Genomic DNA, 23,582 nt, shown 5'->3' with positions numbered 1-23,582 from the left:
TCACGAAGCGCTATTTTCGGATCAGCTTTCCGACAGAGCGACCTTCATGTCCTTGACCAGATAGATGGTTTCGCCATCCGCCTCGACACGTCCGTCCGCGACCCCCATCGTCAACCGGCGAGTTTGAACCGCCTTGGTGAAATCGACATAATAGGTCAGCATCTTGCGGTCCGGCCGCACCATTCCCGTCAGTTTCACTTCTCCCACGCCAAGGGCGTACCCGCGCCCCTGCCAGCCGCGCCAGCCCAGGTTGAAACCGGTCAGCTGCCAAAGTCCGTCCAGCCCCAGACATCCCGGCATGATCGGGTTTCCGGGAAAGTGGCAGTCAAAAAACCACAAGTCGGGTTTGATATCGAACTCGGCGACGACGTGGCCTTTGCCATGTTCACCGCCATCACCGGAGATATCGGTGATCCGGTCCATCATCAGCATTGGCGGTTCCGGAAGCTGGGCGTTGCCGGGGCCGAAAAGTTCGCCTCGCGCGCATTTCAACAGGTCGTCACGATCAAAACGGCGCGGAAAATCGGACATTTGCGGCATATCTCCCCGGAAAATTCTCTAGTCTCTCATGGTTTAGCACCGCGTCGAACAGACGCGCAAGCCCGCCAATCGATCGGGTTGCAACCCGGTCGCACGGGATTTCCGATTGAAATAAACCACCTTCGCGCCCTATATAAAAGCGAGCCAAAGGAAATGGGACCGACATGTCGTCACCTGAAACAGACCGCGGAACGCAATGGTTGTCCAAGGGCGGAATTCGCCCGACCCGGCAGCGTGTGGCGCTTGCCTCGCTTTTGGTTGGCGACGGCAACAACCGGCATGTGACTGCTGAGAGCTTGTTTGCAGCCGCCAAAGAGGTCGGAGAACAGGTGTCTCAGGCCACGGTGTACAACACGTTGCGGGCGTTCTGCGACGCGGGCTTGATGCAAGAGGTCACAGTGGATGGGGCGCGCAGCTATTTCGATACCAATACGCGCGATCATCCGCATTTCTTTTGGGAAGAGGAAGGGCGCTTGACCGATGCGCCAGCCGATCAACTTGAGATCGCGCGTATTCCTGACGCCCCGATGGGGGCCGAGATCTCGAGCGTGAATGTCGTGATCAAACTTCGCAAATCCTGACGCGCGTCAGGGACATTCGAATACCCGAACGTCGAACTCCAGAAACAACGGTTTGCGCGCGTCGTAGCTCTGAACCGTTTTGCAGTGCTCCTGCAAGTCGGTGTGGAAGGTGCGGATGTAGCTGGAGCGACTGATCGCAACCAGAAAATCGAAATGGTTCACCGCAAAAACGTCAAATCCTGCATCACGCCACCTCTGTAAGTTCCATTCTTCCGGCTGAACCGGCCAGGCATGCGGCTCGATCGGGAAGTCCTGATCTATGGCTCCATCGCCTTCAAGTCCTGACATCACAAACGGCGCATGCACCCAAAACAAGGCGTTCTGCGCATCGTCCACGATGATCCGCTCTGGCGCGATGTCGGGCATGTCGATGTTGTATTTCCGGCCTAGTCGTTCCAGCCGATCCAATTCCATTCGCTGCGCCGCGACGGTTTGTGGCACGGGAAGAACAACGCCGGTCTGTATGCGGGCATCCGAATGGTGTTCAAGGAGATAGGTCGCCAAATCCTGAGCAATCGGTGTCGCGCGAGCCTGACCGATGACGTTTTTTGCACCCGCGAGCATGATGGCGAACCCAACCAGGCTCACGAGTGCGACAACTGCCCTCGGCCATCGGACATAGACCCGCAGCATGTCCATCAGCACAACAACGGCAAGCAGAAGGAAAACGTAGAGATTGGGCAGGAACAGCTGCTCTGGCTGTCGGGTGCCCACCAAAAGCGAAATCACAATGGTCGAAACCGCGTTGGCGATCCATACGCCGATGATCGCATCGCGCAGCCTCAAACGGCAGGCGCCAGAGGCGGCCCAGACCGGCACGATCAATGCAATGGCCAGAATCGCCGGGTTCAGCCCGATGACGGCGTCGCCAAAGATCTGCATGGTGATCGGCAATCCGGCACCAAACCCATCCTGATCGCGCACCGACATGACGGCCTGAATGCGCTGGAACGCCCAGAAACCGTCGATATCGAGAAGAATACCTATGTTCATGATCGGCCAGGCAATCACGACAAAAAGCAGCGCAATGCCAAAGGATTTCAGCGCCGAAACGTTGCCTTCGCGCCCGGCGAGCACGACGATCATCGCCAAGGCCAATGGGCCCAGAAACAGCAGCGCCGACTGTTTGAAACCAAGCGCCAACGCGACCGAGAGTCCGATTATGATATTCCATCGCGTTGGGTGGTTGCTTTCCAGACGCATGAAAAACGTCCAGACCACGGCCAGGCAAAACACGGCGAGGCCGGTGTCACCCTTGGCGATGTGGGCCATGAATACCGCAATGGGAAAGATGGCCGCAAAACTGGCAGAGATCACGGCAAGACCGGTGCCAAGCCCGAGTCGACGCGACGCACTGAAGAACAACGGCGCGGCAAGCGCACCGATGGCTGCGGTGACATAGCGCGCGGTGAGGTAGAACGGCGTCGGGTCGCTAAAGTATGCCTGACGAAATTCGGCGGTCGTGCTCCACATGTCGACGCTCAGACCGAACAGGAACAACCCGATAAATGCCGCGCCGTTGAGGTAGTTAAAGAACGGGGGGTAAAAGTGCTGAGTCGGAACCAAGTGGCCCGCCAGAAACCGCGCCGAGTCGTTCACGCGCTCGTCGCCGTTGAACAGACCGAAATCCGCGCCCCACGCACGCAGCAGGAACGCCGTTGCGAACAAAACCACGCAAACGCCAATCCGCGCCGTCTTTTGGCCGAAATTAACCATTACTGCGTAAAAGCCCTTGAGATCAAAAGTCGATTGGCAGGTGCAGAAAATGCCACGAAAGCGCAATGCAAACCAAACAAACGGGTTTTCCCGGCATTTTTCAACTTTTTTGGCGCTTTGTCGCGTGAGCAAGTTTAAATGAACGTCATGCCCCGGATCGTTTCCAAACCGTCGCCAGATCCCTTGCTCGATCTTTACGTCGATCTCGACGGAACGCTGATCGCGACCGATATCGCTGAGGAATCGCTCGTTCATGCTGCGCGCGATCGCACTGCGATAGGCTCTGCGCTCAAGGCATATCGCGCCGGGGGATTGGCCGGATTAAAGAGATCGTTGGCGTTATCCAACCCACCCGATGTTGCTCATCTGCCGTACCGCCATGAGGTCCTTGATTACATCCGCAATGAGCGATCCAAGGGCCGACGTGTTATCCTTGCCACTGCGGCGGACGCAACCGTCGCTCACGCCGTCGCTGCTCATTTGAAACTGTTCGACGCGGTGATCGCTTCTGAGCCGGGGCGAAACCTGAAGGGCGCCGAGAAACTTCGGGCGATCAACGAGTTGTCGAAAGGCCCGTTTGAATATCTGGGCGACAGCGCCGCCGACATCCCGATTTGGCAATCAGCGGCACGCTCCGGGTTCGTCGCCCCCCAACGGGCGGCGCGCCAGGAGATGCGCCGCGATCCCGATGCGCATTCCTTGATCGTGCAGCGAAAAATCTCGCCTCTTCAAGCACTCTTCACCGCGATGCGGCCCCATCAATGGGCCAAAAACATTTTGGTCTTTGTGCCGATCCTGTTTGCACATGAATATGTGCATCTTCCGGTGATGCTCGCCGGCGTCCTTGCGTTTCTTTGCTTCAGCCTCTGCGCATCGGGCGTCTACCTGATCAACGACATCATGGATATTCAGGCGGACCGCCAGCACGCGTCAAAATACAAGCGCCCCTTTGCCGCGGGCGATCTCACGATCAGGCAAGGCATTCCCGCTGCGGTAGTCTTGCTGGTCGCCTCTGTATCAGCCGGTTTTTTCTTCATTAACGCATTGTTTGGCTTCGTCCTCATCGGCTACGCCATCCTCACAACCGCATATACCTTTGTTTTAAAGCAATATTCCACCGTTGATGTGGTTGCACTGTCGCTCCTTCATACCGTGCGCATCCTTGCCGGTTCGGCCGCGACAGGCCTGACGCCGAGCCCGTGGCTGCTGACCTACTCGCTGTTTTTCTTTCTCAGCCTTGCCTATATGAAAAGGTTCATCGAGTTGGATCGGATGGCCGGTGCGACCGACAATGCCAGATTGCCATCGCGCAATTACTTTGCCTCCGAGGTCCAGCTTGTCTTGACGTTCGGCATCGCGAACGGAGCGCTTTCGGTCCTCACGCTGGCACAATATGTCAATTCGACAGCAGTGCACGCCAACTACAATTCGCCGTTTCTGTTGTGGTTCATCATACCGATAATGATGTTCTGGACGTATCGCAGCTGGACATGGGCCAGCCGAGGCCAGATCGGCGACGATCCTGTGGTTTTCGCACTGAAAGACACGATAAGCCGCCTTTGCGTCGGTCTGGTGCTTGTTATCATTGTGAGCGCCAGATTGATCGACATCGTCTGGAGCGCCGGATGACCCTGGCCGCGTTCGCCCTGGTCTTTGCCAGCGTTACGCTGTCGGCCCTCGGGCAAACCGCCTTCAAGATTGGCGTGGGGCGCGCAACGCTCGCGCCTGATGCTAACGTTCTTGCCAAATCAGCATCGCTGATCTTCTCCCCGATGGTGCTCGCGGGCCTCGCCCTTTACGGAATCGGAACCGTGTTCTGGTTGTTCGCACTGCGCCAACTCGACCTTTCGCTCGCCTATCCGTTCGTCGCGATGAGCTTTGTGATGGTGGCGGCATCGGGAATGATCTTCCTGGGCGAGCCAGTGCAAGCCACCCGGCTTTTCGGGCTGGGATTGATCGTTCTGGGGCTACTTGTCATGGCGCGCAGCGGTTGAGCTAAATTTTCGAGAACTTGTTTGAACAAGTTTCGCAAGCGATCGCCCCGCGAGACCGGCGCAATCAAGGCATCAAGTCCTTGAACTTGCAATGATCACTGCGTTGCAGCGTGTATTCTCCCTACGTTTCGAACAATTGCACTCCATTTCGATGCCACCGATCCGCCCCAATTTCATCACGTTCATAACCGCTCTCTCAAGACACGAGGTGGGGGCCTCGAGGATCAGTGGAGTGGGACATGGAATCCGAGATCGACGTATTTGGAACGCAAACTTCTGCCGCTGCGATGGCGTTTGGACTTCGAGGAGTCGTTGACTGGAGCGTGCAACAACCGTTCCTGGACGTCTTCAAAACCGCGCGACCCTGGCACGCGCATACCGACAGTCAATGGGGCGCCTATATGGCAGAAGATCTGGCGTCGATGGGAGCGCTTGATGCAAATGGATGGGTCACGGACATTCCGCCCGGTATTGAGCGGATCGAGACCTTTATTCTGACGGAAATGCCGGCAGATGCCACCTATACCGGCGGGCTCTACCGGCTCAGCTATGAAGGCACGGGCGAAATCACGGTTTACGGTGCGGAAATCGTATCGCGCGGTGACGGTGAAATCTGGTTCGATTACCGCCCGACGGGCGATGGCATGGTCACCCTGTCGATCAGTGCAACTGATCCACAAGGCCGCGGCGATTATCTGCGAAATATCGAAGTGGTGAAACAGGAACACATCGATGCGTACGAAGCCGGTCACCTGTTCAACCCGCTCTGGCTTGATGTGATCGGCGATGTGCACGCTCTGCGCTTCATGGACTGGCAGGAAACCAACGATTCCACTCTGCAAAGCTGGTCAGAGCGGCCGCAAGAAAGCCATTACACCTATCACGGGGGCGTGCCCCTCGAGGTGATGGTGGAACTGGCCAATGAAACAGGGACAGAGCCGTGGTTCAACATTCCCTGGCACGCTGACGAGACATACATTCGAGAATTCGCGTCCTATGTGCGCGACAACCTGAACCCCGACCTGCGTGCCCATATCGAAATGTCCAACGAAGTCTGGAACTGGATGTTCGAGCAGGCGCAGGACGCTGCTCAATCGGCACAAGAGCGGTTTGGGCAGGATTTGGGAGACGGATGGGTTCAGGAATACGGTGCTCGGTCGGCCGAAATGGCCCGCGTTCTGGATCAGGTGTATTCGGGGGCCGAAGACCAGCTTGTGAAGGTCATCTCGACGCACACATACTGGCCCGGCCTGGAAGACGCGATCCTCGATGCGCCGGCGTGGCAGGCTCAAAACCCGGCAAACGACGCGCCATACCTGTCCTTCGACACATATGCCATCACTGGCTATTTCGGAAACAGCCTTGGTACAGATGCCAAGGCCACAACGGTTCTGAACTGGATTGCACAAAGCGAAGCGCAGGCGCGTCAGGACGCCGCGTCCCAAGGGTTGAGCGGCGCGGCCGCGACTGCATATGTCGCCAATCACCGGTTCGACCTGGCCGAAGATCTGGCCGTGCGCGAACTTCGTGACGGATCGGTGACCGGCAATGCCGAAGATTCCCTTGAGGGATTGTTCGAACTTTTCCGCTACCACAAATCCGTCGCAGATGCGCGAGGTCTGGACCTTGTGATGTACGAAGGTGGAACGCACGTGGTCGGCATTGGCCAATGGGCCGGAAACGAAACCCTGACGGAGTTTTTCACTTACCTGAACTACTCCGACGGAATGGGACAGCTTTATACCGAACTGCTCGAGGGATGGGAGGCTGCTGGCGGCACGTTGTTCAATGCGTTTGTCGACGTGTCTGAACCGAACCAGTGGGGAAGCTGGGGATCTTTGCGACACCTTCTTGACGACACCGCGCGCCATGATGCGGTCGTCGATTTCAACCAGAGCCACCCTGCCCCGGATCATATGAAGGATGGCATTTGGGGAACGCGCCCTCAGGATTCCGATCCTGTCCCGGCGCCAGAACCGGACCCAGAGCCCGATCCTGATCCGATCCCCGACCCAGAGCCGGCACCGATGCCTGACCCGGAACCGACACCAGACCCAGTTCCCGACCCCACCGGAACAGCTAGCGATGTACGCGAATACGTTTTCGGCAACAGCTTGTATGTCTGGGCTGTCGGCAACCCGGAACTGTCGGTTGCATATTGGATGGATGCAATGGCGGAAACAGCCGGGCATTCCTATGCTGCAGCAATGCAAACGGGGATGCTCACCCGGCACGATGATCTTCCAGCAAACCCGCATATCACCATCGATGGAGTGACAGAAGCGTGGGATCGCGATTCCGGACAGAGCTTTGCGGATGCCGGCTTCAACCAAATCACGATATCAGCGGTGAATTTCGTTCAGGACCAATCCCCCGACAGCCCGTATTGGATTGATCCCACAACGTCGCCGGTCCAATCCGCCCTGCGGATCATAGATTGGGCAGAAGCCCGCGCGCCCGGAGCTGCGATCAACATCTATCAGACATGGCCCGAGATGGAGGGTTTTATCTCGTCCTTTCCACCCTCCGACAGCGAGTTGGCGGCGTGGCGAGATTACATGACCGGCGAATGGCACGATTGGTGGGTGTCGTTGACCGACATGGTTCGCGATGCGAGACCCGATCTGGACGTGCGCCTGATCAGCGTCGGCCCCCAGATCGCCGCCATGATCGGCGACCCGAGTCTGGGACTGACAGGTCTCGGTGCGAACGACCTCTTTGTGGATGATGGCCCGCACGGAACCCCGACGCTCTATTTTCTTGCATCAATGGTGCATTACACAACTGTCTATGGAGAGGCGCCGCCCAGCGGTTTCGAAGTACCGGACACCGTTCATTCCGCGGTGGCCGCGAATATCGGTCGCATCGCCGAATGGCTTTCTGATAGAGCCGGTATGGATCTGCCGGATGCAATCGTCGGGCCATTTATCGAGGAATCGTCGGATGGTTTAGGAGCAAGTTCCGTCGTCAGCGGCACCGATGACGCCGATACGCTGACCGGAACCGGCGTGGCCGAAACATTCGAGGCGCTTGGTGGGGATGACCGGATCATCGTCGGCGGAGGCAACGACACAGTTGATGGCGGCAGCGGCGTCGATACTCTGGTCCTGTCAGGGGATCAGTCGACATACACGTTGCGGCTTTCTGGCGACAGCATCTCAGTTGAAAATCGCGCCTCTCCTCTTAATGACACCGTCTCGGCGCGCGATGTGGAGTGGCTGGATTTCGACAGCGAGGTTTCCCCTTTCGGAGAACGCGGGATGTCGGTCGAGATGTTCGATGGCATTGCGACGTTGAATGGCGACGACTTGATCGCACTGACCGAGCTTTACATCGCCTATTTCAATCGCGCGCCCGACGCGGTCGGGCTGTGTTACTGGGGAGACCAACTCGCCAACGGGATGACGCTCGATCACATCGCAGATTCGTTTTTCGACCAACCTGAAACGCGTGCGCTGTATGGCGGCATCGATGATGCGACGGAGTTCGTCACCACGGTGTACCAGAATGTCCTTGGGCGAGACCCAGACGCCGCTGGCCTGACATATTGGCTCAACCAGTTGGAGACCGACAGTGGCATCACACCGCCGACGTTCATTCAGGCCATTCTGGCTGGTGCCAAGGCTCCTTCGGGCGGTGCTGAAGATGCCGCGTACCTTTCCGGCAAGACGATGCTCGGCGGGCATTTTGCGGTGACGCGCGGTATGTCCGACGTGGAGAACGCCAACGCAATCATGCAGGGTTTCGATGGGTCGGATTCGACTTTGCAATCCAGCATGGCGCAAACCGATGCGTTCTATTCCGAAATCGTCGACGGCGCGACCGACGCTTTCCTCATACAGGTGGTCGGACTGGCGGAAGACGCGTTCGCGATCTGAAACCGACCTGCTTGGGGCCGAGGGCCACGCCTTTGCGGCCCCAAGCGTGTGCATAGCGATGCGGCAGAAATGAAGGATCGAGAGGAGGAAATTCACGAGCGATGACGTCTTCCAGTGTCGAGATAAGGGCAGGTGTGACCCAATTGTCGCCCTTATTAGGCACCGGACTGTTAAAAATTCCTTACATCCCAAGCGCAAACATAAATTCGTCATCCTGGGGAAACGCCGATCAAGACGCCGACAATGCTGCCTCAAGCTCGCTCAATGTCGGCGGGTTACATCCGGCGCGTCCACAATTTATGGCGGCTGCCAAACCGGCACGGCGGATCAGTCCTTCGACTTCGTCGCGACTGAGCCGCCGCAATCTCTCTGGCGGAAGCGCGTCGAGCCGTGCCAGACCTGCCAGCAAAGTCGCCATAAACGTATCCCCCGCACCCACCGTATCGACCAGATCCGGCACCGGCGGTGCCGTGACATCAATGCGCGTGTCGCCGATCCATCCGGACGCACCGTCAGGTCCTCTGGTCAGCACAACCAGCGCCGCCGACGTTTTTGCACGCACAGACTCTATTGCGGCGGATTGCGTCTGACCGGGGCAAAGACCTTCGAGGTCTTCGTCACTGAGTTTCAGAAGGCCTGTCGCGCTCATCATCCGGAAGATGCGGTCGCGAAAGCTGTCCGGATCGGGAAGCACCGACAGGCGGACATTCGGGTCGAGCGAGACCAACGTCCCGTTTTCGAACGCGGATTTGCAGGTTTCTTCCCACGCAGCACCATCCAGGCCTTCGGTCAGCGCCAGTGATCCGGTGTGAAGCGCCGCGATGTCGTCGGGCATGATGGCGGCCAGAGATTGCGGTGTGACAGCCCGTTCCGCAGTGCCGTCGCGCTCGAAATCGTAGGTCGGAATCCCGTTGGTCACTGTCACACGGGCAATCGTGCTGGGTTTTGCCACACGCCCACCACTCAGCGTCACTCCCGAAGCTTCAAGCGTTTCGGCCAGAAGATCACCCCAGCGGTCGGTCGAGATCGGTGTGAGATAGCGCACATCCGCAGTTTGCCGACCCAGAGCCAGGGCGACGTTGAAGGGTGATCCCCCCGGCAACGCCGTCACCGCGCCGTCGCGCGTTACATGATCGATCAAATTCTCTCCGCCGACGCCAATGACAGGACGTGTGCTCATAGTGTCAATCTCCTGTAAGGATGCCGCCGTCAGCTCCTATTGACACGTCCGGCAGCGTCTCGAGCGCCTGCCGCAGCGCATCGCCCCACCCATTGGAAATCAACTGGAATTGTGGGTTTTCGGCATCGACGCGTCCAGTCTTGTCACTGCGCAAACTGTCGGTTTCGTAGCAAAAATAATCCAGCGGCGCACCCACCGAAAGATTGGCTTTGAGCGTTGAATCGAAACTGACCAAAAGCAGTTTCAACGCGCTTTCAAAGGAGAGGTCCGGATCATAGGCGCGCACGAGAATGGGGCGCCCGTACTTTATTTCACCGATTTGGAAGAACGGCGTGTCTTCTCCGGCCTCGATGAAATTACCCTCTGGATAGATCAGGAACATGCGCGGCGGGCTGCCCTTGATCTGACCGCCCAAAATGAGTGTCGCCCCGAACGACTCCGCGCGCTGGCCGGTGTCGGTGTGATCCTTGATCACCTCGCGAAGTGTGTCACCGACGCGACAGGCGGCCTGAAACATGGAAGGCGCCTGCATGAGCGACGACGTACGATCCTCGGGTTGCTTGCTGCGTTCGTCCAGCAGGCTGATGACGGCTTGGGTTGTGGCCAGGTTCCCCGCCGAGAGCAGCGTTATCACGCGTTCACCCGGCTCTTCCCAAATCGCCATTTTCTTGAAGGTCGAGATATTGTCGAGCCCGGCATTGGTGCGGGTGTCCGACATGAAAACCAACCCGCGGCGAAGCATCATTCCCACGCAATATGTCACTTGGTCGGCCCTTATTGTTGTACCACGTTGATACGGACCTGTAGGTTTTCTCTGGCCCCGCCGATCCGCGTGCCAGATATCGGCGCTGCATCGGAATAGTCCAGCCCTGTTGCGACACGAACGTAACGTGTGTCGGGCGAAATACCGTTCGAGACATCGAAGCCGACCCAACCAAGACCGTGCACAAAGGCTTCGGCCCAGGCATGCATCGCGTCCTGCGCGGTGGTGTCGTCAAGCATCAGATAGCCCGAGACGTACCGCGCCGGGATGCCAAGCGCGCGCGCGCAGGCGATAAAGATATGAGTGTGATCCTGGCAGACCCCTTGCGCAGCCGCGAGCGCGTCCTCGGCCGACCAATTCGGTTCCGACGCGCCCAATGTATAGGGCACCGCCGTGCGAATACGCTCTGACAACTCGTGAAGTTGAACGACATCTGCGGTGTCGGCAAACCCCTTGATCAAAGCGCGCGTGCCCGCTCCGGCCTGAGTGCGCGGCGTGGTCATCTCGTATAGCCACAGCGGCGTGTTGCCGATATGGCCTCCGAGCACTCCGCCTGTATCTTCAATCTCGACCTCCCCCTGGCTGAGCACCGACAGTTCCAGTGCATCCGGCGCAAAGCTGATCAACTCGGTCGTGTTACGATGGTGATCCTCGAACACGACCTCTTTCTTGCCGCCATCTATTCGGGTTTCCCAGCGCTCGACGGTCTGGTTATATGTGCTTTTCGGCGTTTTGCGCAGTTGCTGAAGCCCGTAGATCACCGGTGTGTCGAACCGGTAGCGGGTTGTGTGCTCTATTCTCAATCGCATGAGCTTGTCCGGATGATAATGTCAGTCATAAAACCTGAAATCCTGCTCGATCTGATGTGAAATGCCCGTCAATTCCCGAAGCGTTTGCTGCAGAAATTCGTGCAGGCCGTGTTCAAAGATGTCGTCGATGTTTCTGGATAAAAGGCCGTTCTGCAACGCGCCGACCCTATCGATAGAAGCCTGGCCGTACTCTCCGTTTTCCGAAAGGTACTTGAGGTTGTTGCACAGCTTGCTTGCGCAAAAGGCAAGCGAGCGTGGCATTCGCCGGTCAAGGATCAGGAAATGCGTGATATCCCGCGGTCCGCCGCCGCCGCCATATTCCATACGGAAGCCGCCGCGCGCCGAAACGGACCGCAGGATCGTCTCCCATTGAACATTGTCGAGCGACGTGCCGACCGAACGGGCCGAGGGCAGCAGAACGTAGTATTTCACATCAAGTATGCGGGCCGTGTTGTCGGCGCGCTCGAGGAACGTGCCAAGGCGCGCGAAATCATAGATATCATTGCGCTGCATTGTGCCGATCGTGACACCGCGCACCAAAGCGGAATGCTGGCGTATCAGCCGCAGAATGGCGGGCAAATCCCGTTCACCCACCCGACGCGACAGGTTTTGCTTGAGCGACATGAAGGCAGAGTTCACCGCCTCCCACACTTCTCCGGTGATCGCGGTGCGAACCAGTCGTGCGTTTTGCCGCGCGGCCGAAATGCTCGAGATGACGGACGACGGATTGTCCTTGTCGCGCAGCATCCAGTCAATCGCGAGATCGCGGCTCACCTCGTCATGGGCCGCGTTGTAGCCGGCCCAACAATCACCCGACTTAAGCACCGACGCCCATTCGCCATCGGTTTGATTGAGACGGGTCAATGCGATGCGCTGTCCCGTTTCAATCAGACGTGCAGTGTTTTCGGCTCTTTCCATGTAGCGATACATCCAGAAGAGCCCGTTTGCGGTTTTGCCCAGCATGTCGTTACTCCTCCAGCACCCAAGTGTCTTTCGTTCCGCCCCCCTGAGACGAATTGACGACCAGCGACCCCTGTTTCAGGGCCACGCGCGTCAGCCCACCCGGAGTGATCTTGATACCGTCCGGACTGACCAGCACATAGGGCCGCAAATCGACATGCCGCGGTGCAAGACCATGCTTTGTAAAGATCGGCACGGTCGACAAGCTGAGGGTTGGCTGAGCAATGTAATTTTTGGGACGCGCCTTCAGCTTCTTGCGGAAAGCAGCGATATCTTTCTTGCTCGCCGTCGGTCCGATGAGCATGCCGTAGCCACCCGAACCATGCACCTCCTTGACGACAAGATCTTCCAGATTGTCGAGCACATATGCCAAAGCATCCGGTTCAGAGCAGCGCCACGTCGGCACGTTTTGCAGCAGCGGACGTTCGCCGGTGTAGAATTCGACGATCTCGGGCATGTAGGAATAGATCGCCTTGTCGTCGGAAATTCCGGTTCCGGGCGCATTCGCGATTGTGATGCCGCCCGCGCGGTAGACATCCATGATACCCGGCACGCCAAGTTGACTTGCGGGGTTGAAGTTCAGCGGATCGAGAAATTCGTCGTCGACGCGGCGATAGAGCACGTCGATGGGCTTGTATCCACACGTCGTTCGCATGGCCACCCGACCGTCGACGACACGTAGATCATGCCCTTCCACCAGCTCGACGCCCATTTGATCGGCAAGAAAGGCGTGCTCGAAATAGGCAGAGTTATAAATACCGGGTGTCAGAACAGCGACCGTCGGTGTGCCGTCCGTCATTTTGGGCGCACATGCGGAAAGCGAGCGGCGCAGGTCAGTTGGATATTGTTGCACCGACTGAACCCGGTTTTTGGAAAACAGCTCTGGAAACATCTGCAACATGGTTTCGCGGTTTTCGAGCATGTAGCTCACCCCGGAGGGCGTTCGCGCATTGTCTTCGAGCACGAAGAATTCGCCCGGCCCGGTGCGCACGAGGTCAATTCCGACGATATGGGTGTAAATGCCCCCCGGCGCATCGGCTCCGATCATCTGGGGCAGAAATGCCTCGTTTCTCGCGATCATCTCTCTGGGGATACGACCGGCCTTCAGGATTTCCTGCGTGTGGTAGATGTCGTGCAGAAAGGCATTGATGGCGCGCACGCGCTGTTCGATGCCGCGACACAGCTTTGCCCATTCCGCGCCAGAGATGATCCGTGGAATTATATCGAACGGGATGAGCCGCTCTTCGGCCTCTGATCGACCATACACATTGAACGTGATTCCGGTGAGGCGGAACAATTCTTCGGCCTCACGGTTCTTGGCGCGCAATCGTTTTGGATCCTCCTGATCGAACCAGGAGTGGTAATTCTTGTAAGGCTCACGCAACTGTCCGTCGTGGCCCCACATCTCGTCGAATGTGGATTGTTCTGTCATGCCGTAGCGTTGCGCACTGTGGGCCAGACCACAACCCATTGTTGGATCGCGCATCCTCGCAGTTTGAAATGCCTGGAATGTTTGATGTCAGATCAAAGGGTTCCACTGGTCACGCATTTGTCAATTCGTCACCGAAACGGCGATCGAAATACGCCAACTCGCCCGTGTTGCCCGGTTGAAACCATCACCATCACTGGAACAAGCGTCTCTTAGCCCGCGTTGTCATCACAGTTTTATCAAAGGAGCGTGACAATGGAATATGGAATTCTGGGACTGTTGGTACTGATTGCCGACATCTATGCGGTGGTCAAAATCTGGTCCAGCGGGGCGTCAACCGGTGCGAAGGTGCTGTGGACATTGCTGATCCTCATCCTGCCGGTGGTCGGTTTCATCATCTGGCTGATCGCAGGCCCGAAGGGATAGACGTTTCAAACCTGAGGCAGAATGCCAAAGCGGCAGCGGCAACAACCGCTGTCGCTTTTTCGCGTGTGGCGACTCGCGTGGGATGAGATGTGAAGTAACTGTTTCCGCTGACCGTCGTAAACGCTACATATACGGCATAGTGGAAAGACGCCGAAGCTCGATCCGGTCGAACGACAGTCGGCACATCTTGGAAAGAGGAACTTGGACATGCTGGACGCATCGCAATCGGGTCACGGACCATCATTGGCAAAATTCGACTGGGAAGACCCGTTGGGTCTGCGCGCCTCTCTTGAGGAAGACGAGCGCATGATTGCCGACAGTGCTGCGGCCTATGCCGCCGACAAACTCGCGCCGCGCGTGTCGGATATGTATCTCAACGAGGGCGTTGCGCCCGAGATCTTCGCCGAGATGGGCGACATGGGGTTGTTGGGCGTGACCATTCCCGAGAAGTTTGGCGGGCTTGGCGCGAATTATGTGAGCTACGGCCTTGTCGCGCGCGAAGTCGAGCGGGTCGACAGCGGCTACCGCTCCATGATGAGCGTTCAAAGCTCCCTGGTGATGTATCCGATCCACGCCTATGGAAGCGATGAACAGCGTGAGAAATATCTGCCCGGTCTCGCGGCAGGCACGTCGATCGGCTGTTTCGGACTGACCGAACCGGATGCCGGATCAGACCCCGCGGGCATGAAAACGACGGCCAAAAAGACCGAAGGCGGCTATGTCCTCAACGGGGCCAAGATGTGGATCTCCAACAGCCCGATCGCCGATGTCTTTGTCATCTGGGCCAAATCCGCGGCGCATGACGGCAAGATCCGTGGCTTTGTGCTTGAAAAGGGCATGAAGGGGCTGTCGGCTCCCAAGATCAACGGCAAACTGTCCTTGCGTGCATCGATCACCGGCGAGATCGTCATGGACGATGTGGAGGTTGGCGAAGACGCATTGCTGCCGGGTGTCGAGGGGCTCAAAGGTCCGTTCGGATGCCTCAACCGCGCGCGATATGGCATCGCTTGGGGGGTGATGGGGGCAGCTGAGGATTCATGGCATCGCGCCCGGAAATATGGGTTGGAGCGCACGCAATTCGGGCGTCCGCTCGCGCAGACGCAACTCTTTCAGAAAAAGCTCGCCGACATGCAGACGGAAATCACGCTGGGCCTGCACGCCGCGTTGCAGGTGGGACGGATGATGGATGCAGGCACCGCCGCTCCCGAAGCCATCAGTCTCATCAAGCGCAACAATTGTGGCAAGGCACTCGACATTGCGCGCCACGCGCGTGACATGCACGGTGGCAACGGCATCATGGCGGAATATCACGTCATGCGGCACGCCCAGAACCTTGAGACCGTCAACACTTACGAAGGCACGCATGACGTGCACGCGCTTATCCTCGGACGCGCGCAGACGGGTCTTCAGGCGTTCTTCTGATGTCTGCTCCGCTGGAGGGACTGAAAGTCCTGGAACTGGCCCGCATCCTCGCGGGTCCGCTCGTCGGGCAAACCCTGGCAGACCTTGGTGCCACCGTCATCAAGGTCGAGAGTCCGGGCGGGGATGACACCCGTACATGGGGGCCGCCGTTTATCGAACGTGACGGCGAAGCTTCGCCATCGGCTGCCTACTTCTATAGCTGCAATCGCGGCAAGTACTCTGTCACCGCCGATCTGACGGTCGAAAAAGACCGCGCGTTCGTGCGAGAGTTGGCGCGTGATGCGGACGTTTTGATCGAGAACTTCAAGGTTGACGGGTTGGCCAAATACGGCCTCGACTATGCATCGCTGGCAGAGCGGAACCCTAGGCTCGTGTATTGCTCGATCACCGGTTTTGGTCAGGACGGCCCCTATGCCGATCGCGCGGGGTACGATTACTTGATTCAAGGCATGTCCGGACTGATGTCGATCACCGGCGATCCTGATGGCGAGCCGCAAAAGGTCGGTGTTGCTGTCACCGACATCTATACCGGGCTTTATTCCGTCATCGCGATACAAGCCGCTCTTGCCGCGCGCAACGCAACCGGGCACGGTCAGCACATCGACATGAGCCTGTTTGACGCCGGAACCGCAAGCCTCGCCAATCAGGCGATGAACTTCCTCGCCACAGGCACCTCGCCGCAACGCATGGGCAACCAGCATCCCAATATCGTACCTTACGAGGTGTTCCCTGTCTCGGACGGCGACATCATCATCGCCGCCGGCAACGACACCCAGTTTCAGCGTCTTTGCGTGGTCTTGAACCTTGCCAAACTTGGCGACGACGCGCGCTACAAAACCAATTCGGGGAGGGTCGCGCATCGTGGTGAACTGGTGCCGCTTCTGAAGCAGGCGACGGCCCTATGGAGCAAGGCGGATCTGCTGTCCGCACTCAAGGCGCAAAAGATTCCGGCATCCCCGATCAACACCGTGGCAGAGGTGTTTTCCGACCCGCAAATCCAGCACCGCGCGCTCAAGGTCGCGCCCGAGGGCGTGCCCGGTGTCCGCACCCCGATCAGCTTTGGCGCGTCCGACCTGTCGCTGTCGCGCACAGCGCCGAAACTGGGCGAGCACACCGCCTTGATCAAGGGTTCCGGCTGGCCCGACTGATGCACCGGGCCTTTTGATCCGCTGATAGCGGAGACACTGCTATCCGATTTTAAATTTGGCGAGCCGCAAGAATGGACCTCGCGCGAGCCCTGACCGGCGCATCCACCATCGCGCCGTCAACCGACACCGCCCCGTCGCCCGAGGCCAGAACGCGGTTTGCCCAGTCAATTTCGGCGTCGCTCGGCGCGAAGGCTTCCTTTACACAAGCGATCTGTTTTGGATGGATGCACAGCTTGCCGCCGAACCCCAGATCGCGCGCGTGGCGGGCGTCCGAGGCGATCTCGGCTTCATCGTCCAGTCGCACCGTCACCCCGTCAATCGGCGCGCCGATGCCCGCGAGGCGGGACGCGAGGACCAGTTCGAACCGTGCCGGCAAAAGAATATCGCGCTCATGCGCGCACCCCATGTCTGAGCAGAAATCGACCGACCCGAACGCCAGCCGGTCCACCCCTTCCAGAGCGGCGATGGCACGGGCATTGGCTAGGCCTTTCGCTGTCTCGATCAAGGCAATCAAGTTTCGGCCACCCAATCCCGATGCAATCCGGGCCACCTCGTCCGGTTCTTCGGATTTGGGCAACATGATCCCGGCGATGGGAAGATCACGGACAGCCGCCAGATCCGCATCATGCCACGGCGTTCCAAGCGCATTCACGCGGACAAAGCAGGGAACACCCGCTTCGCTCCAGCGCAGGGCAGTGCGCGCTTGGTCTTTTTCCGCATCGGCTACGGCGTCCTCAAGATCAAGGATTACCGCATCGGCGCCTGACGCCGCGGCTTTGGCAAACCGGTCGGGGCGCGTGGCGGGCACGAATAGCAGGGAGCGATACTGGATCACCATTTTGCATGTGCCTCCATCGCAACCGGCCCTCCGACCCGCGCGATCCACAGCTTGAGCCCGCCCTCTTCTTCCGCGGCGTTGACCGTGAAATTCGCATTGTCGAAGATCGGTGAGACACTGCGAAACTCAAAAGATTTGGGCGGTGTGCCGCGCAGATCGGCCGCTGTCTGGCACAACAATGTCGCCTGCATCGGTCCGTGCACGATAAGGCCGGGGTAGCCCTCGATCTCGGTGACATAGGGCTTGTCGTAGTGGATACGATGTCCGTTGAAGGTCAGCGCGGAGTAGCGGAACAGCAGCGTTGCGGTCGGTTCGATCTGCCGACTATGAGTTCCCAACGGCGCAGGGTCGGCAGGTTTGATCGCAGGTTGCCCCGGCGGGGGAACGTCGCGGTAAACGATGTCCTGCCGCTCGGTCAGCGCGGCGCGACCGTTGCTTGAGATTTCGTGTTCGACGCTAACAAAGCAAAGCGGCCCGGCCCGACCATGTTTCAACGTGACGTCCCTTATCGTGGACCGGCGTTCAACCCTCTCTCCGACACGGATATCGCCATGAAATTCGAACGCGCCGCCGGCCCACATCCGGCGCGGAAGGGGCACCGGCGGCAGGAATCCTCCGCGGGCCGGGTGGCCGTCCGGCCCAAGTTCGGATTGGGGGCTGATCGGTTGCGTCAGGCAGAAATGGATAAGCAAGGGAGCCACATCGCCCGTTTTTACATCGCCGCAACGATCGAAAGTCGCATTGAACTGACGCACCAAGGTGGGTGTTAGCATCTCCGTGTCGATCTGCTCCCGCCCGATCCACTGGCGAAGATGGTCGATGTCCAAATCCATCATCACCCCTCCATGGCTTTCAAAGCAGGGACAGGCCCGTAAGAGCGCTCTTCCCCGACAAACACCGTGCCGGGTGCGGGGAACGACACCGGGCCGTTGGGGCTATCCACGGTCACGCGGCGCAATTGGGCGTGGCTCGACAATCCGGCCATATCATTCACCGATGCAAGCGCGATCTTGGCATCCGTCAACACGTCAATTGCGTCGGATGCGTCATATCTCGCAAACGCCGCAGCCACGATCCCATCGGTCTCGACGCGGTTTGCAACGCGCGCGACATTGGTGGCGAACCGGGGATCGGTGCCCAGCGCAGCGTCGCCGATAAACTCGGCGCACAGCTTGACCCACTCGCGGTCGCTCTGGATCGAGATCAGGATGGGTGGGCCGGACTTTGGTTCGAAAACTCCGTAAGGCGCGATCGACGGATGTGCGAGACCGACCCGTTCGGGGGTCTTGCCGCCCTCATGGTTGAGCAACGGCACGGTCAGCCAATCGGCCATGACATCGAACATCGACACCGAGAGCTGGGCGCCCTTGCCGGTGATGCCGCGCCGGATCAACGCTTCGAGAATTGCGGCATGTGCTGTCGCTCCGGTTGCGATATCGACGATGGACACACCCACGCGTGCCGGTTCCGACGGTCCTCCGGTGATCGAGCAGAGCCCGCTTTCCGCCTGGATGAGCAAATCATAGGCCTTGCGATCCGCCATCGGCCCGGACTCTCCGTAACCCGAGATCGAACATGCGATCAAACGCGGATAGTCGCTTTGCAACCGGTCGGCATCGAAGCCCAGCCGTGCCAATGCGCCGGGCTTGAGGTTCTGGATCAGCACATCGGCCTTGCCCAGCAACTCGGCCAGCGCCGCCTTGCCCGACTCCGACGCCAAATCGAGCGTCACGCTTTCCTTGCCCCGGTTCAGCCAGACAAAATAGCTCGACTGACCGGCAGCCACATCGTCATAACCACGTGCGAAATCGCCTTCCGGGCGCTCGACCTTGACGACGTGCGCGCCCGCGTCCGCAAGGCGCGACGAGGCGAACGGTGCTGCCACCGCCTGTTCGATGGCGACAACTTCCAATCCTTCCAGCGGCAACACTTAAAACGACCTCGGCATACCAAGAATATGCTCCGCGACATAGGACAGGATCAGGTTGGTCGAGATCGGCGCCACCTGATAAAGCCGCGTTTCGCGGAACTTGCGTTCGACATCGTATTCGTTGGCAAAGCCAAACCCGCCGTGGAACTGGATACAGGCGTTGGCGGCCTCCCAACTGGCTTTGGCGGCGAGGTATTTCGCCATGTTGGCCTCTGCTCCGCATGGCTTGTCCGCATCATAAAGCGCGCAGGCCTTGTAGCGCATCAGGTTCGCGGCCTCGATTTCGATAAACGCTTCGGCAATCGGGAATTGCACCCCCTGATTCTGCCCGATCGGGCGTCCGAACACGATGCGTTCGTTGACATAGGCCGTCACCTTGTCGGTGAACCAATAGCCGTCGCCGATACACTCGGCAGCGATCAACGCCCGCTCGGCATTGAGCCCGGTCAGGATGTACTTGAACCCCATCCCCTCTTCGCCAATCAGGTTCTCCTCGGGAATTTCAAGATTGTCGAAGAACAGCTCATTGGTCTCGTGGTTGACCATGTTCGGGATCGGCTTGACCTCCATCCCGTTCTTCATCGCGTCCTTGATATCAACGAGAAAGATCGAAAGCCCCCGGGATTTCTTGTCAACTTCGGCCAGCGGCGTGGTCCGCGCCAGCAGGATCATGAGGTCGGAATGCTGGACCCGGCTGATCCAGACTTTCTGCCCGTTGATGACGTATTTGTCGCCCTTCTTGACGGCGGTCGTCTTGATCTTGGTGGTGTCCGTTCCGGTCGTCGGTTCAGTCACGCCCATCGACTGAAGCCGCAATTCGCCGCTTGCCAGCTTGGGCAGGATACGCTTGCGTTGCTCTTCGGAACCGTGTCGCACAAGCGTATTCATGTTGTACATTTGCCCGTGGCATGCTCCGGAATTTCCGCCAGCGCGGTTGATCTCTTCCATGATGACACTGGCTTCGAGAAGACCAAGGCCAGAGCCGCCATACGCCTCCGGAATCAACGCCGCCATCCAACCCTCACGGGTCAGAGCATTTACAAATTCATCCGGATAACCGCGCTCCGCATCGATCTTGCGGTGATATTCTGGGGGGAACTGCGCGCACACCGCAGCCACGCCGTCACGGATATCTTGATAATCGTCGGACAGGAAATTCATGGCGTATCCTACATGGGTAAATGAGGTTGGTGCGACGGTAACTTCGGCACCGCCATTGCACAAATATATGTTTTAGATAACTCTCATAACTTATTGGCATGGAACTTGGCGATGGACATCAAGCAACTGCGGTATTTTCTGGCGATTGTTGAGCATGGCTCGATCACCAACGCCTCGAAGACGCTGCGTGTCGCGCAGCCGGCATTGTCGATGCACGTCAAGAACATGGAAGACGCGCTGGGGACGCGCCTGCTTGACCGCAGCCGCTCGGGCGTAACGCCGACCGAGGCGGGAGACTTGCTGGCGCGCCGCGCGCGGACGCTCATCGACGATCTGGCGCGCGCGGAAGATGACGTCAGAACGCTTGATACCGATCCGAGCGGCGTCGTCCGGATTGGCTTGACCGGCACCATCAGCGGCATCGTTGCCCTGCCTCTGATCGCGGCGGCGCGCGCGAAGTACCCGCGCATCAAGCTCAACATTGCAGAAGCGATGAGCGGGTTCATTTCGGACTGGATGACCGAGGGGCGCGTCGATATCGCTGTGTTATACGAGGCCGCGCGGGGCACCAACGCTGTCTCCGAACTCATGCTGGAAGAGGAACTGGTCGTGCTCTGGCGTGGCGAGACCGAGTGTCTGGCCGAGATGAGCCTCGCCGGATTGCGCGGTGTTCCGATGGTCGTGCCAAGCAACGCGCACGGATTGCGCATCCAGATCGACGCGGCACTCGGAGCGGTCGGGATCGAACCGACGATCGCTGTCGAGATTGACTCGTATATCAACATCAAACGTCTGGTCGCGGCCGGGTTCGGCGCGTCTATCCTGCCGTATCATGCGGTATTGGACGAATCGCGCGACGGCAGTCTTGCGATCAGCCGGATTGCGGATCCGGGTCTTTGGCGCGGTGCCCATTTGATCTATCCTGCCGGTCGCCCCGTCACCCGCGCGCAGCACGCGATCCGCGATCTATTACGCGACGTCATTCAAAATCTGCTCACGAATGGTGAGTGGGCTGCGGCCCGTTTGGCACCGGTAAAATAAACTTTTTTCACCGTTCGCCCCACGAGCCGTTTATCTTGTGGACTTGACGATCGGAGCCAGATGAGGTCCGGTTGCCGCATATAAAAAACGTCTCACAACAACGGAGAGAGAAGAATGTCATTCAAAATCACACTGGCCGGCAGCTTGCTGATGGCGACAATGGGCGTCACCGCGTCTGCCCAGTCGCTGGTCTATTGTTCCGAAGGGTCGCCCGAAGGTTTCGACCCGGCGCTCTATACATCCGGCACGACCTTTGATGCGTCCAGCCACCCGATTTACGACCATCTGACCGAGTTCAAGGTCGGCACGACAGAAGTCGTTCCCGGTCTCGCCGAAAGCTGGGAAATCAGCGAAGATGGCAAAACGGTCACCTTCAAGCTGCGCGAGGGCGTGAAGTTTCACTCCAATGACCAGTTCACGCCAACCCGCGACTTCAACGCCGATGACGTGATCTTCAGCTTTGATCGCCAAGGCAACCCGGACAATCCGTACAACTCGTATTCCGGCGGAACGTGGGAGTATTACGGCGGCATGTCGATGCCGGATCTCGTTGAGAGCATCGAAAAGGTCGACGACTATACCGTCAAGTTCAACCTGACCCGGCCCGAGGCACCGTTTATCGCCAACATGGCGATGGATTTCGCATCCATCGTATCGAAGGAATACGCCGACGCGATGCAGGAAGCGGGCACCCCCGAGATGCTCAATCAGGCTCCCATCGGCACTGGCCCATTCACCTTCCAAGCCTATCAGAAAGATGCAGTGATCCGTTATCTTCGCAATGATGACTACTGGGGTGACAAGGCAAAGGTCGAAAGCCTGATCTTCGCGATCACACCTGACGCGAGCGTGCGGTACCAGAAAGTGCAGGCTGGCGAATGTCATGTCATGGCTTATCCCAACCCCGCCGACGTTCAGGCGATGAAGGATGCCGAAGACATCGTGGTCATGGAGCAGGAAGGTCTGAACGTGGGCTATCTGGCCTACAACACCAAGGTTGCACCGTTTGACAATCCGAAGGTCCGCAAGGCACTGAATCACGCGATCGACAAGCAGGCGATCATCGACGTGGTGTTCCAGGGCTCGGGCCAGATCGCCAAGAACCCGATCCCACCGACCATGTGGTCCTATAACGAGGCCGTCGAGGACGATGCTTACGATCCCGAAGCGGCCAAGAAGATGCTGGAAGAAGAAGGCGTCTCGGACTTGTCGATGAAGATCTGGGCGATGCCGGTGCAGCGCCCCTACAACCCCAATGCGCGCCGCATGGCCGAGCTGATGCAGGCTGACATGGCCGAAATCGGCGTGGACGTAGAGATCGTGTCCTATGAATGGGGCGAGTATCTTGAACGCTCCAAGGCCGAGGACCGCGACGGCGCCGTTCTTTTGGGCTGGACCGGCGACAACGGCGATCCCGACAACTTCCTTGCCGTTCTGCTCAGCTGCGACGCGGTTGGCGGATCGAACCGCGCCATGTGGTGCAACGAGGAGTTCGACGAATTGGTGAACAAGGCCAAGACCTTGTCGAGCCAGGAAGAGCGCGCGAAACTCTATGAAGAAGCGCAGCTTGTCTTCAAGGATCAGGCGCCCTGGGCCACGATCGCACACTCGGTTGTCTACATGACCATGCGCCCCGAGGTTGACGGTTACGTTGTTCACCCGCTGGGTGGTCACATCTTCAATCAGGTTGGCTTGAAGTAAAACCTCGTGTTACCGGAGGCGGCGCGATTCTCGCCGCCTCCTTTTTTCTTTTTTTGACGGGAAAT

General features: G+C 58.6%; 20 protein-coding genes. 9 read left to right on the top strand and 11 right to left on the bottom strand.

The genetic code is table 11. The features are described from left to right. Positions 1-21: 21 nt before the first annotated feature. Positions 22-531, bottom strand: coding sequence for a bifunctional 3-hydroxydecanoyl-ACP dehydratase/trans-2-decenoyl-ACP isomerase (gene fabA, locus ACGKZZ_RS13715; RefSeq protein WP_411224144.1), 510 nt, complete (start codon positions 529-531; stop codon positions 22-24). A 173-nt stretch (positions 532-704) separates the two neighbouring features. Here fabA and irr point away from each other — a divergent pair, with 173 nt between their 5' ends. Continuing rightward, on the top strand, positions 705-1,121 hold the full coding sequence (gene irr, locus ACGKZZ_RS13710; RefSeq protein WP_411224143.1) for a Fur family transcriptional regulator Irr: 417 nt from the start codon (positions 705-707) through the stop codon (positions 1,119-1,121). Positions 1,122-1,127: 6 nt separating this feature from the next. Here irr and ACGKZZ_RS13705 read toward each other — a convergent pair whose 3' ends face one another. Further along, positions 1,128-2,795 (bottom strand): ArnT family glycosyltransferase, encoded by a 1,668-nt coding sequence (locus ACGKZZ_RS13705; RefSeq protein ID WP_411224142.1) that lies wholly within the window; start codon positions 2,793-2,795, stop codon positions 1,128-1,130. Positions 2,796-2,975: 180 nt separating this feature from the next. Between ACGKZZ_RS13705 and ACGKZZ_RS13700 the strand changes: the two genes are divergently transcribed. The 3 genes from ACGKZZ_RS13700 to ACGKZZ_RS13690 all read left to right on the top strand — a co-directional run bounded on the left by ACGKZZ_RS13700 (position 2,976) and on the right by ACGKZZ_RS13690 (position 8,709). Next, a complete protein-coding gene (locus ACGKZZ_RS13700) occupies positions 2,976-4,466 on the top strand; it encodes a UbiA family prenyltransferase (RefSeq protein ID WP_411224141.1) in 1,491 nt (496 codons plus the stop codon). Then, entirely contained in the window at positions 4,463-4,831 is a 369-nt protein-coding gene (locus ACGKZZ_RS13695; protein WP_411224140.1) for a hypothetical protein, read from the top strand. The genes ACGKZZ_RS13700 and ACGKZZ_RS13695 overlap by 4 nt, the downstream gene beginning before the upstream one ends. Positions 4,832-5,070: 239 nt before the next feature. Continuing rightward, the gene (locus tag ACGKZZ_RS13690) at positions 5,071-8,709 is read left to right on the top strand and encodes a DUF4214 domain-containing protein (RefSeq protein WP_411224139.1); all 3,639 of its coding nucleotides are present in this window, start codon (positions 5,071-5,073) and stop codon (positions 8,707-8,709) included. Positions 8,710-8,938: 229 nt separating this feature from the next. On the opposite strand, the gene ACGKZZ_RS13685 is transcribed toward ACGKZZ_RS13690, so the two are convergent. The 5 genes from ACGKZZ_RS13685 to ACGKZZ_RS13665 are packed head-to-tail and all read right to left on the bottom strand — an operon-like array spanning position 8,939 to position 13,853. Continuing rightward, positions 8,939-9,889: a carbohydrate kinase family protein gene (locus ACGKZZ_RS13685; RefSeq protein ID WP_411224138.1), complete on the bottom strand. Its 951-nt coding sequence runs from the start codon at positions 9,887-9,889 to the stop codon at positions 8,939-8,941. Between the two features lie 4 nt (positions 9,890-9,893). Continuing rightward, positions 9,894-10,634 (bottom strand): peptidase, encoded by a 741-nt coding sequence (locus ACGKZZ_RS13680; protein WP_411224137.1) that lies wholly within the window; start codon positions 10,632-10,634, stop codon positions 9,894-9,896. A gap of 29 nt (positions 10,635-10,663) precedes the next feature. Then, the gene (locus ACGKZZ_RS13675) at positions 10,664-11,461 is read right to left on the bottom strand and encodes a transglutaminase family protein (protein WP_411224136.1); all 798 of its coding nucleotides are present in this window, start codon (positions 11,459-11,461) and stop codon (positions 10,664-10,666) included. Positions 11,462-11,482: 21 nt separating this feature from the next. Continuing rightward, positions 11,483-12,424 carry an alpha-E domain-containing protein gene (locus ACGKZZ_RS13670; protein WP_411224135.1) on the bottom strand — a complete coding sequence of 314 codons (942 nt, stop codon included), beginning with the start codon at positions 12,422-12,424 and terminating at the stop codon, positions 11,483-11,485. A 4-nt stretch (positions 12,425-12,428) separates the two neighbouring features. Next, positions 12,429-13,853 (bottom strand): circularly permuted type 2 ATP-grasp protein, encoded by a 1,425-nt coding sequence (locus ACGKZZ_RS13665; RefSeq protein WP_411224134.1) that lies wholly within the window; start codon positions 13,851-13,853, stop codon positions 12,429-12,431. 252 nt (positions 13,854-14,105) lie between these two features. Between ACGKZZ_RS13665 and ACGKZZ_RS13660 the strand changes: the two genes are divergently transcribed. The 3 genes from ACGKZZ_RS13660 to ACGKZZ_RS13650 all read left to right on the top strand — a co-directional run bounded on the left by ACGKZZ_RS13660 (position 14,106) and on the right by ACGKZZ_RS13650 (position 16,846). After that, positions 14,106-14,276: a PLD nuclease N-terminal domain-containing protein gene (locus tag ACGKZZ_RS13660; RefSeq protein WP_411224133.1), complete on the top strand. Its 171-nt coding sequence runs from the start codon at positions 14,106-14,108 to the stop codon at positions 14,274-14,276. Positions 14,277-14,483: 207 nt separating this feature from the next. After that, the gene (locus tag ACGKZZ_RS13655) at positions 14,484-15,698 is read left to right on the top strand and encodes an acyl-CoA dehydrogenase (RefSeq protein ID WP_411224132.1); all 1,215 of its coding nucleotides are present in this window, start codon (positions 14,484-14,486) and stop codon (positions 15,696-15,698) included. Then, positions 15,698-16,846 (top strand): CaiB/BaiF CoA transferase family protein, encoded by a 1,149-nt coding sequence (locus ACGKZZ_RS13650; RefSeq protein WP_411224131.1) that lies wholly within the window; start codon positions 15,698-15,700, stop codon positions 16,844-16,846. The genes ACGKZZ_RS13655 and ACGKZZ_RS13650 overlap by 1 nt, the downstream gene beginning before the upstream one ends. A 49-nt stretch (positions 16,847-16,895) precedes the next feature. Here ACGKZZ_RS13650 and ACGKZZ_RS13645 read toward each other — a convergent pair whose 3' ends face one another. The 4 genes from ACGKZZ_RS13645 to ACGKZZ_RS13630 are packed head-to-tail and all read right to left on the bottom strand — an operon-like array spanning position 16,896 to position 20,775. Then, positions 16,896-17,684 carry an HpcH/HpaI aldolase/citrate lyase family protein gene (locus ACGKZZ_RS13645; protein WP_411224130.1) on the bottom strand — a complete coding sequence of 263 codons (789 nt, stop codon included), beginning with the start codon at positions 17,682-17,684 and terminating at the stop codon, positions 16,896-16,898. Further along, complete coding sequence (locus ACGKZZ_RS13640) at positions 17,678-18,520, bottom strand: MaoC family dehydratase N-terminal domain-containing protein (protein ID WP_411224129.1); 843 nt, start codon at positions 18,518-18,520, stop codon at positions 17,678-17,680. Before ACGKZZ_RS13640 ends, ACGKZZ_RS13645 begins: the two co-directional genes overlap by 7 nt. Further along, the gene (locus ACGKZZ_RS13635; RefSeq protein ID WP_411224128.1) at positions 18,520-19,614 is read right to left on the bottom strand and encodes a CaiB/BaiF CoA transferase family protein; all 1,095 of its coding nucleotides are present in this window, start codon (positions 19,612-19,614) and stop codon (positions 18,520-18,522) included. The genes ACGKZZ_RS13640 and ACGKZZ_RS13635 overlap by 1 nt, the downstream gene beginning before the upstream one ends. After that, positions 19,615-20,775: an acyl-CoA dehydrogenase family protein gene (locus ACGKZZ_RS13630; RefSeq protein ID WP_411224127.1), complete on the bottom strand. Its 1,161-nt coding sequence runs from the start codon at positions 20,773-20,775 to the stop codon at positions 19,615-19,617. It abuts the gene before it with no gap. A 111-nt stretch (positions 20,776-20,886) separates the two neighbouring features. Here ACGKZZ_RS13630 and ACGKZZ_RS13625 point away from each other — a divergent pair, with 111 nt between their 5' ends. Further along, positions 20,887-21,816: a LysR family transcriptional regulator gene (locus ACGKZZ_RS13625; RefSeq protein ID WP_411224126.1), complete on the top strand. Its 930-nt coding sequence runs from the start codon at positions 20,887-20,889 to the stop codon at positions 21,814-21,816. Positions 21,817-21,930: 114 nt separating this feature from the next. Next, entirely contained in the window at positions 21,931-23,517 is a 1,587-nt protein-coding gene (locus ACGKZZ_RS13620) for an ABC transporter substrate-binding protein (RefSeq protein ID WP_411224125.1), read from the top strand. Positions 23,518-23,582: the final 65 nt, after the last annotated feature.

The organism is Marivita sp. S2033 (assembly GCF_046592965.1).
GTDB lineage: Bacteria > Pseudomonadota > Alphaproteobacteria > Rhodobacterales > Rhodobacteraceae > Marivita.
The sequence above is the reverse complement of the archived record's forward strand: the minus strand, read 5'-3'. Positions and strand labels throughout refer to the sequence as shown.

Excerpts from the sequence above, each read along its gene's own strand:
- fabA (WP_411224144.1), bottom strand. The coding sequence starts at position 531 with ATGTCCGATTTTCCGCGCCGTTTTGATCGTGACGACCTGTTGAAATGC.
- ACGKZZ_RS13620 (WP_411224125.1), top strand. The coding sequence starts at position 21,931 with ATGTCATTCAAAATCACACTGGCCGGCAGCTTGCTGATGGCGACAATG.
- ACGKZZ_RS13630 (WP_411224127.1), bottom strand. The coding sequence starts at position 20,775 with ATGAATTTCCTGTCCGACGATTATCAAGATATCCGTGACGGCGTGGCT.
- ACGKZZ_RS13685 (WP_411224138.1), bottom strand. The coding sequence starts at position 9,889 with ATGAGCACACGTCCTGTCATTGGCGTCGGCGGAGAGAATTTGATCGAT.
- ACGKZZ_RS13650 (WP_411224131.1), top strand. The coding sequence starts at position 15,698 with ATGTCTGCTCCGCTGGAGGGACTGAAAGTCCTGGAACTGGCCCGCATC.
- ACGKZZ_RS13645 (WP_411224130.1), bottom strand. The coding sequence starts at position 17,684 with ATGGTGATCCAGTATCGCTCCCTGCTATTCGTGCCCGCCACGCGCCCC.
- irr (WP_411224143.1), top strand. The coding sequence starts at position 705 with ATGTCGTCACCTGAAACAGACCGCGGAACGCAATGGTTGTCCAAGGGC.
- ACGKZZ_RS13675 (WP_411224136.1), bottom strand. The coding sequence starts at position 11,461 with ATGCGATTGAGAATAGAGCACACAACCCGCTACCGGTTCGACACACCG.
- ACGKZZ_RS13640 (WP_411224129.1), bottom strand. The coding sequence starts at position 18,520 with ATGATGGATTTGGACATCGACCATCTTCGCCAGTGGATCGGGCGGGAG.
- ACGKZZ_RS13680 (WP_411224137.1), bottom strand. The coding sequence starts at position 10,634 with ATGATGCTTCGCCGCGGGTTGGTTTTCATGTCGGACACCCGCACCAAT.
- ACGKZZ_RS13700 (WP_411224141.1), top strand. The coding sequence starts at position 2,976 with ATGAACGTCATGCCCCGGATCGTTTCCAAACCGTCGCCAGATCCCTTG.
- ACGKZZ_RS13625 (WP_411224126.1), top strand. The coding sequence starts at position 20,887 with ATGGACATCAAGCAACTGCGGTATTTTCTGGCGATTGTTGAGCATGGC.
- ACGKZZ_RS13655 (WP_411224132.1), top strand. The coding sequence starts at position 14,484 with ATGCTGGACGCATCGCAATCGGGTCACGGACCATCATTGGCAAAATTC.
- ACGKZZ_RS13690 (WP_411224139.1), top strand. The coding sequence starts at position 5,071 with ATGGAATCCGAGATCGACGTATTTGGAACGCAAACTTCTGCCGCTGCG.
- ACGKZZ_RS13660 (WP_411224133.1), top strand. The coding sequence starts at position 14,106 with ATGGAATATGGAATTCTGGGACTGTTGGTACTGATTGCCGACATCTAT.
- ACGKZZ_RS13670 (WP_411224135.1), bottom strand. The coding sequence starts at position 12,424 with ATGCTGGGCAAAACCGCAAACGGGCTCTTCTGGATGTATCGCTACATG.
- ACGKZZ_RS13695 (WP_411224140.1), top strand. The coding sequence starts at position 4,463 with ATGACCCTGGCCGCGTTCGCCCTGGTCTTTGCCAGCGTTACGCTGTCG.
- ACGKZZ_RS13665 (WP_411224134.1), bottom strand. The coding sequence starts at position 13,853 with ATGACAGAACAATCCACATTCGACGAGATGTGGGGCCACGACGGACAG.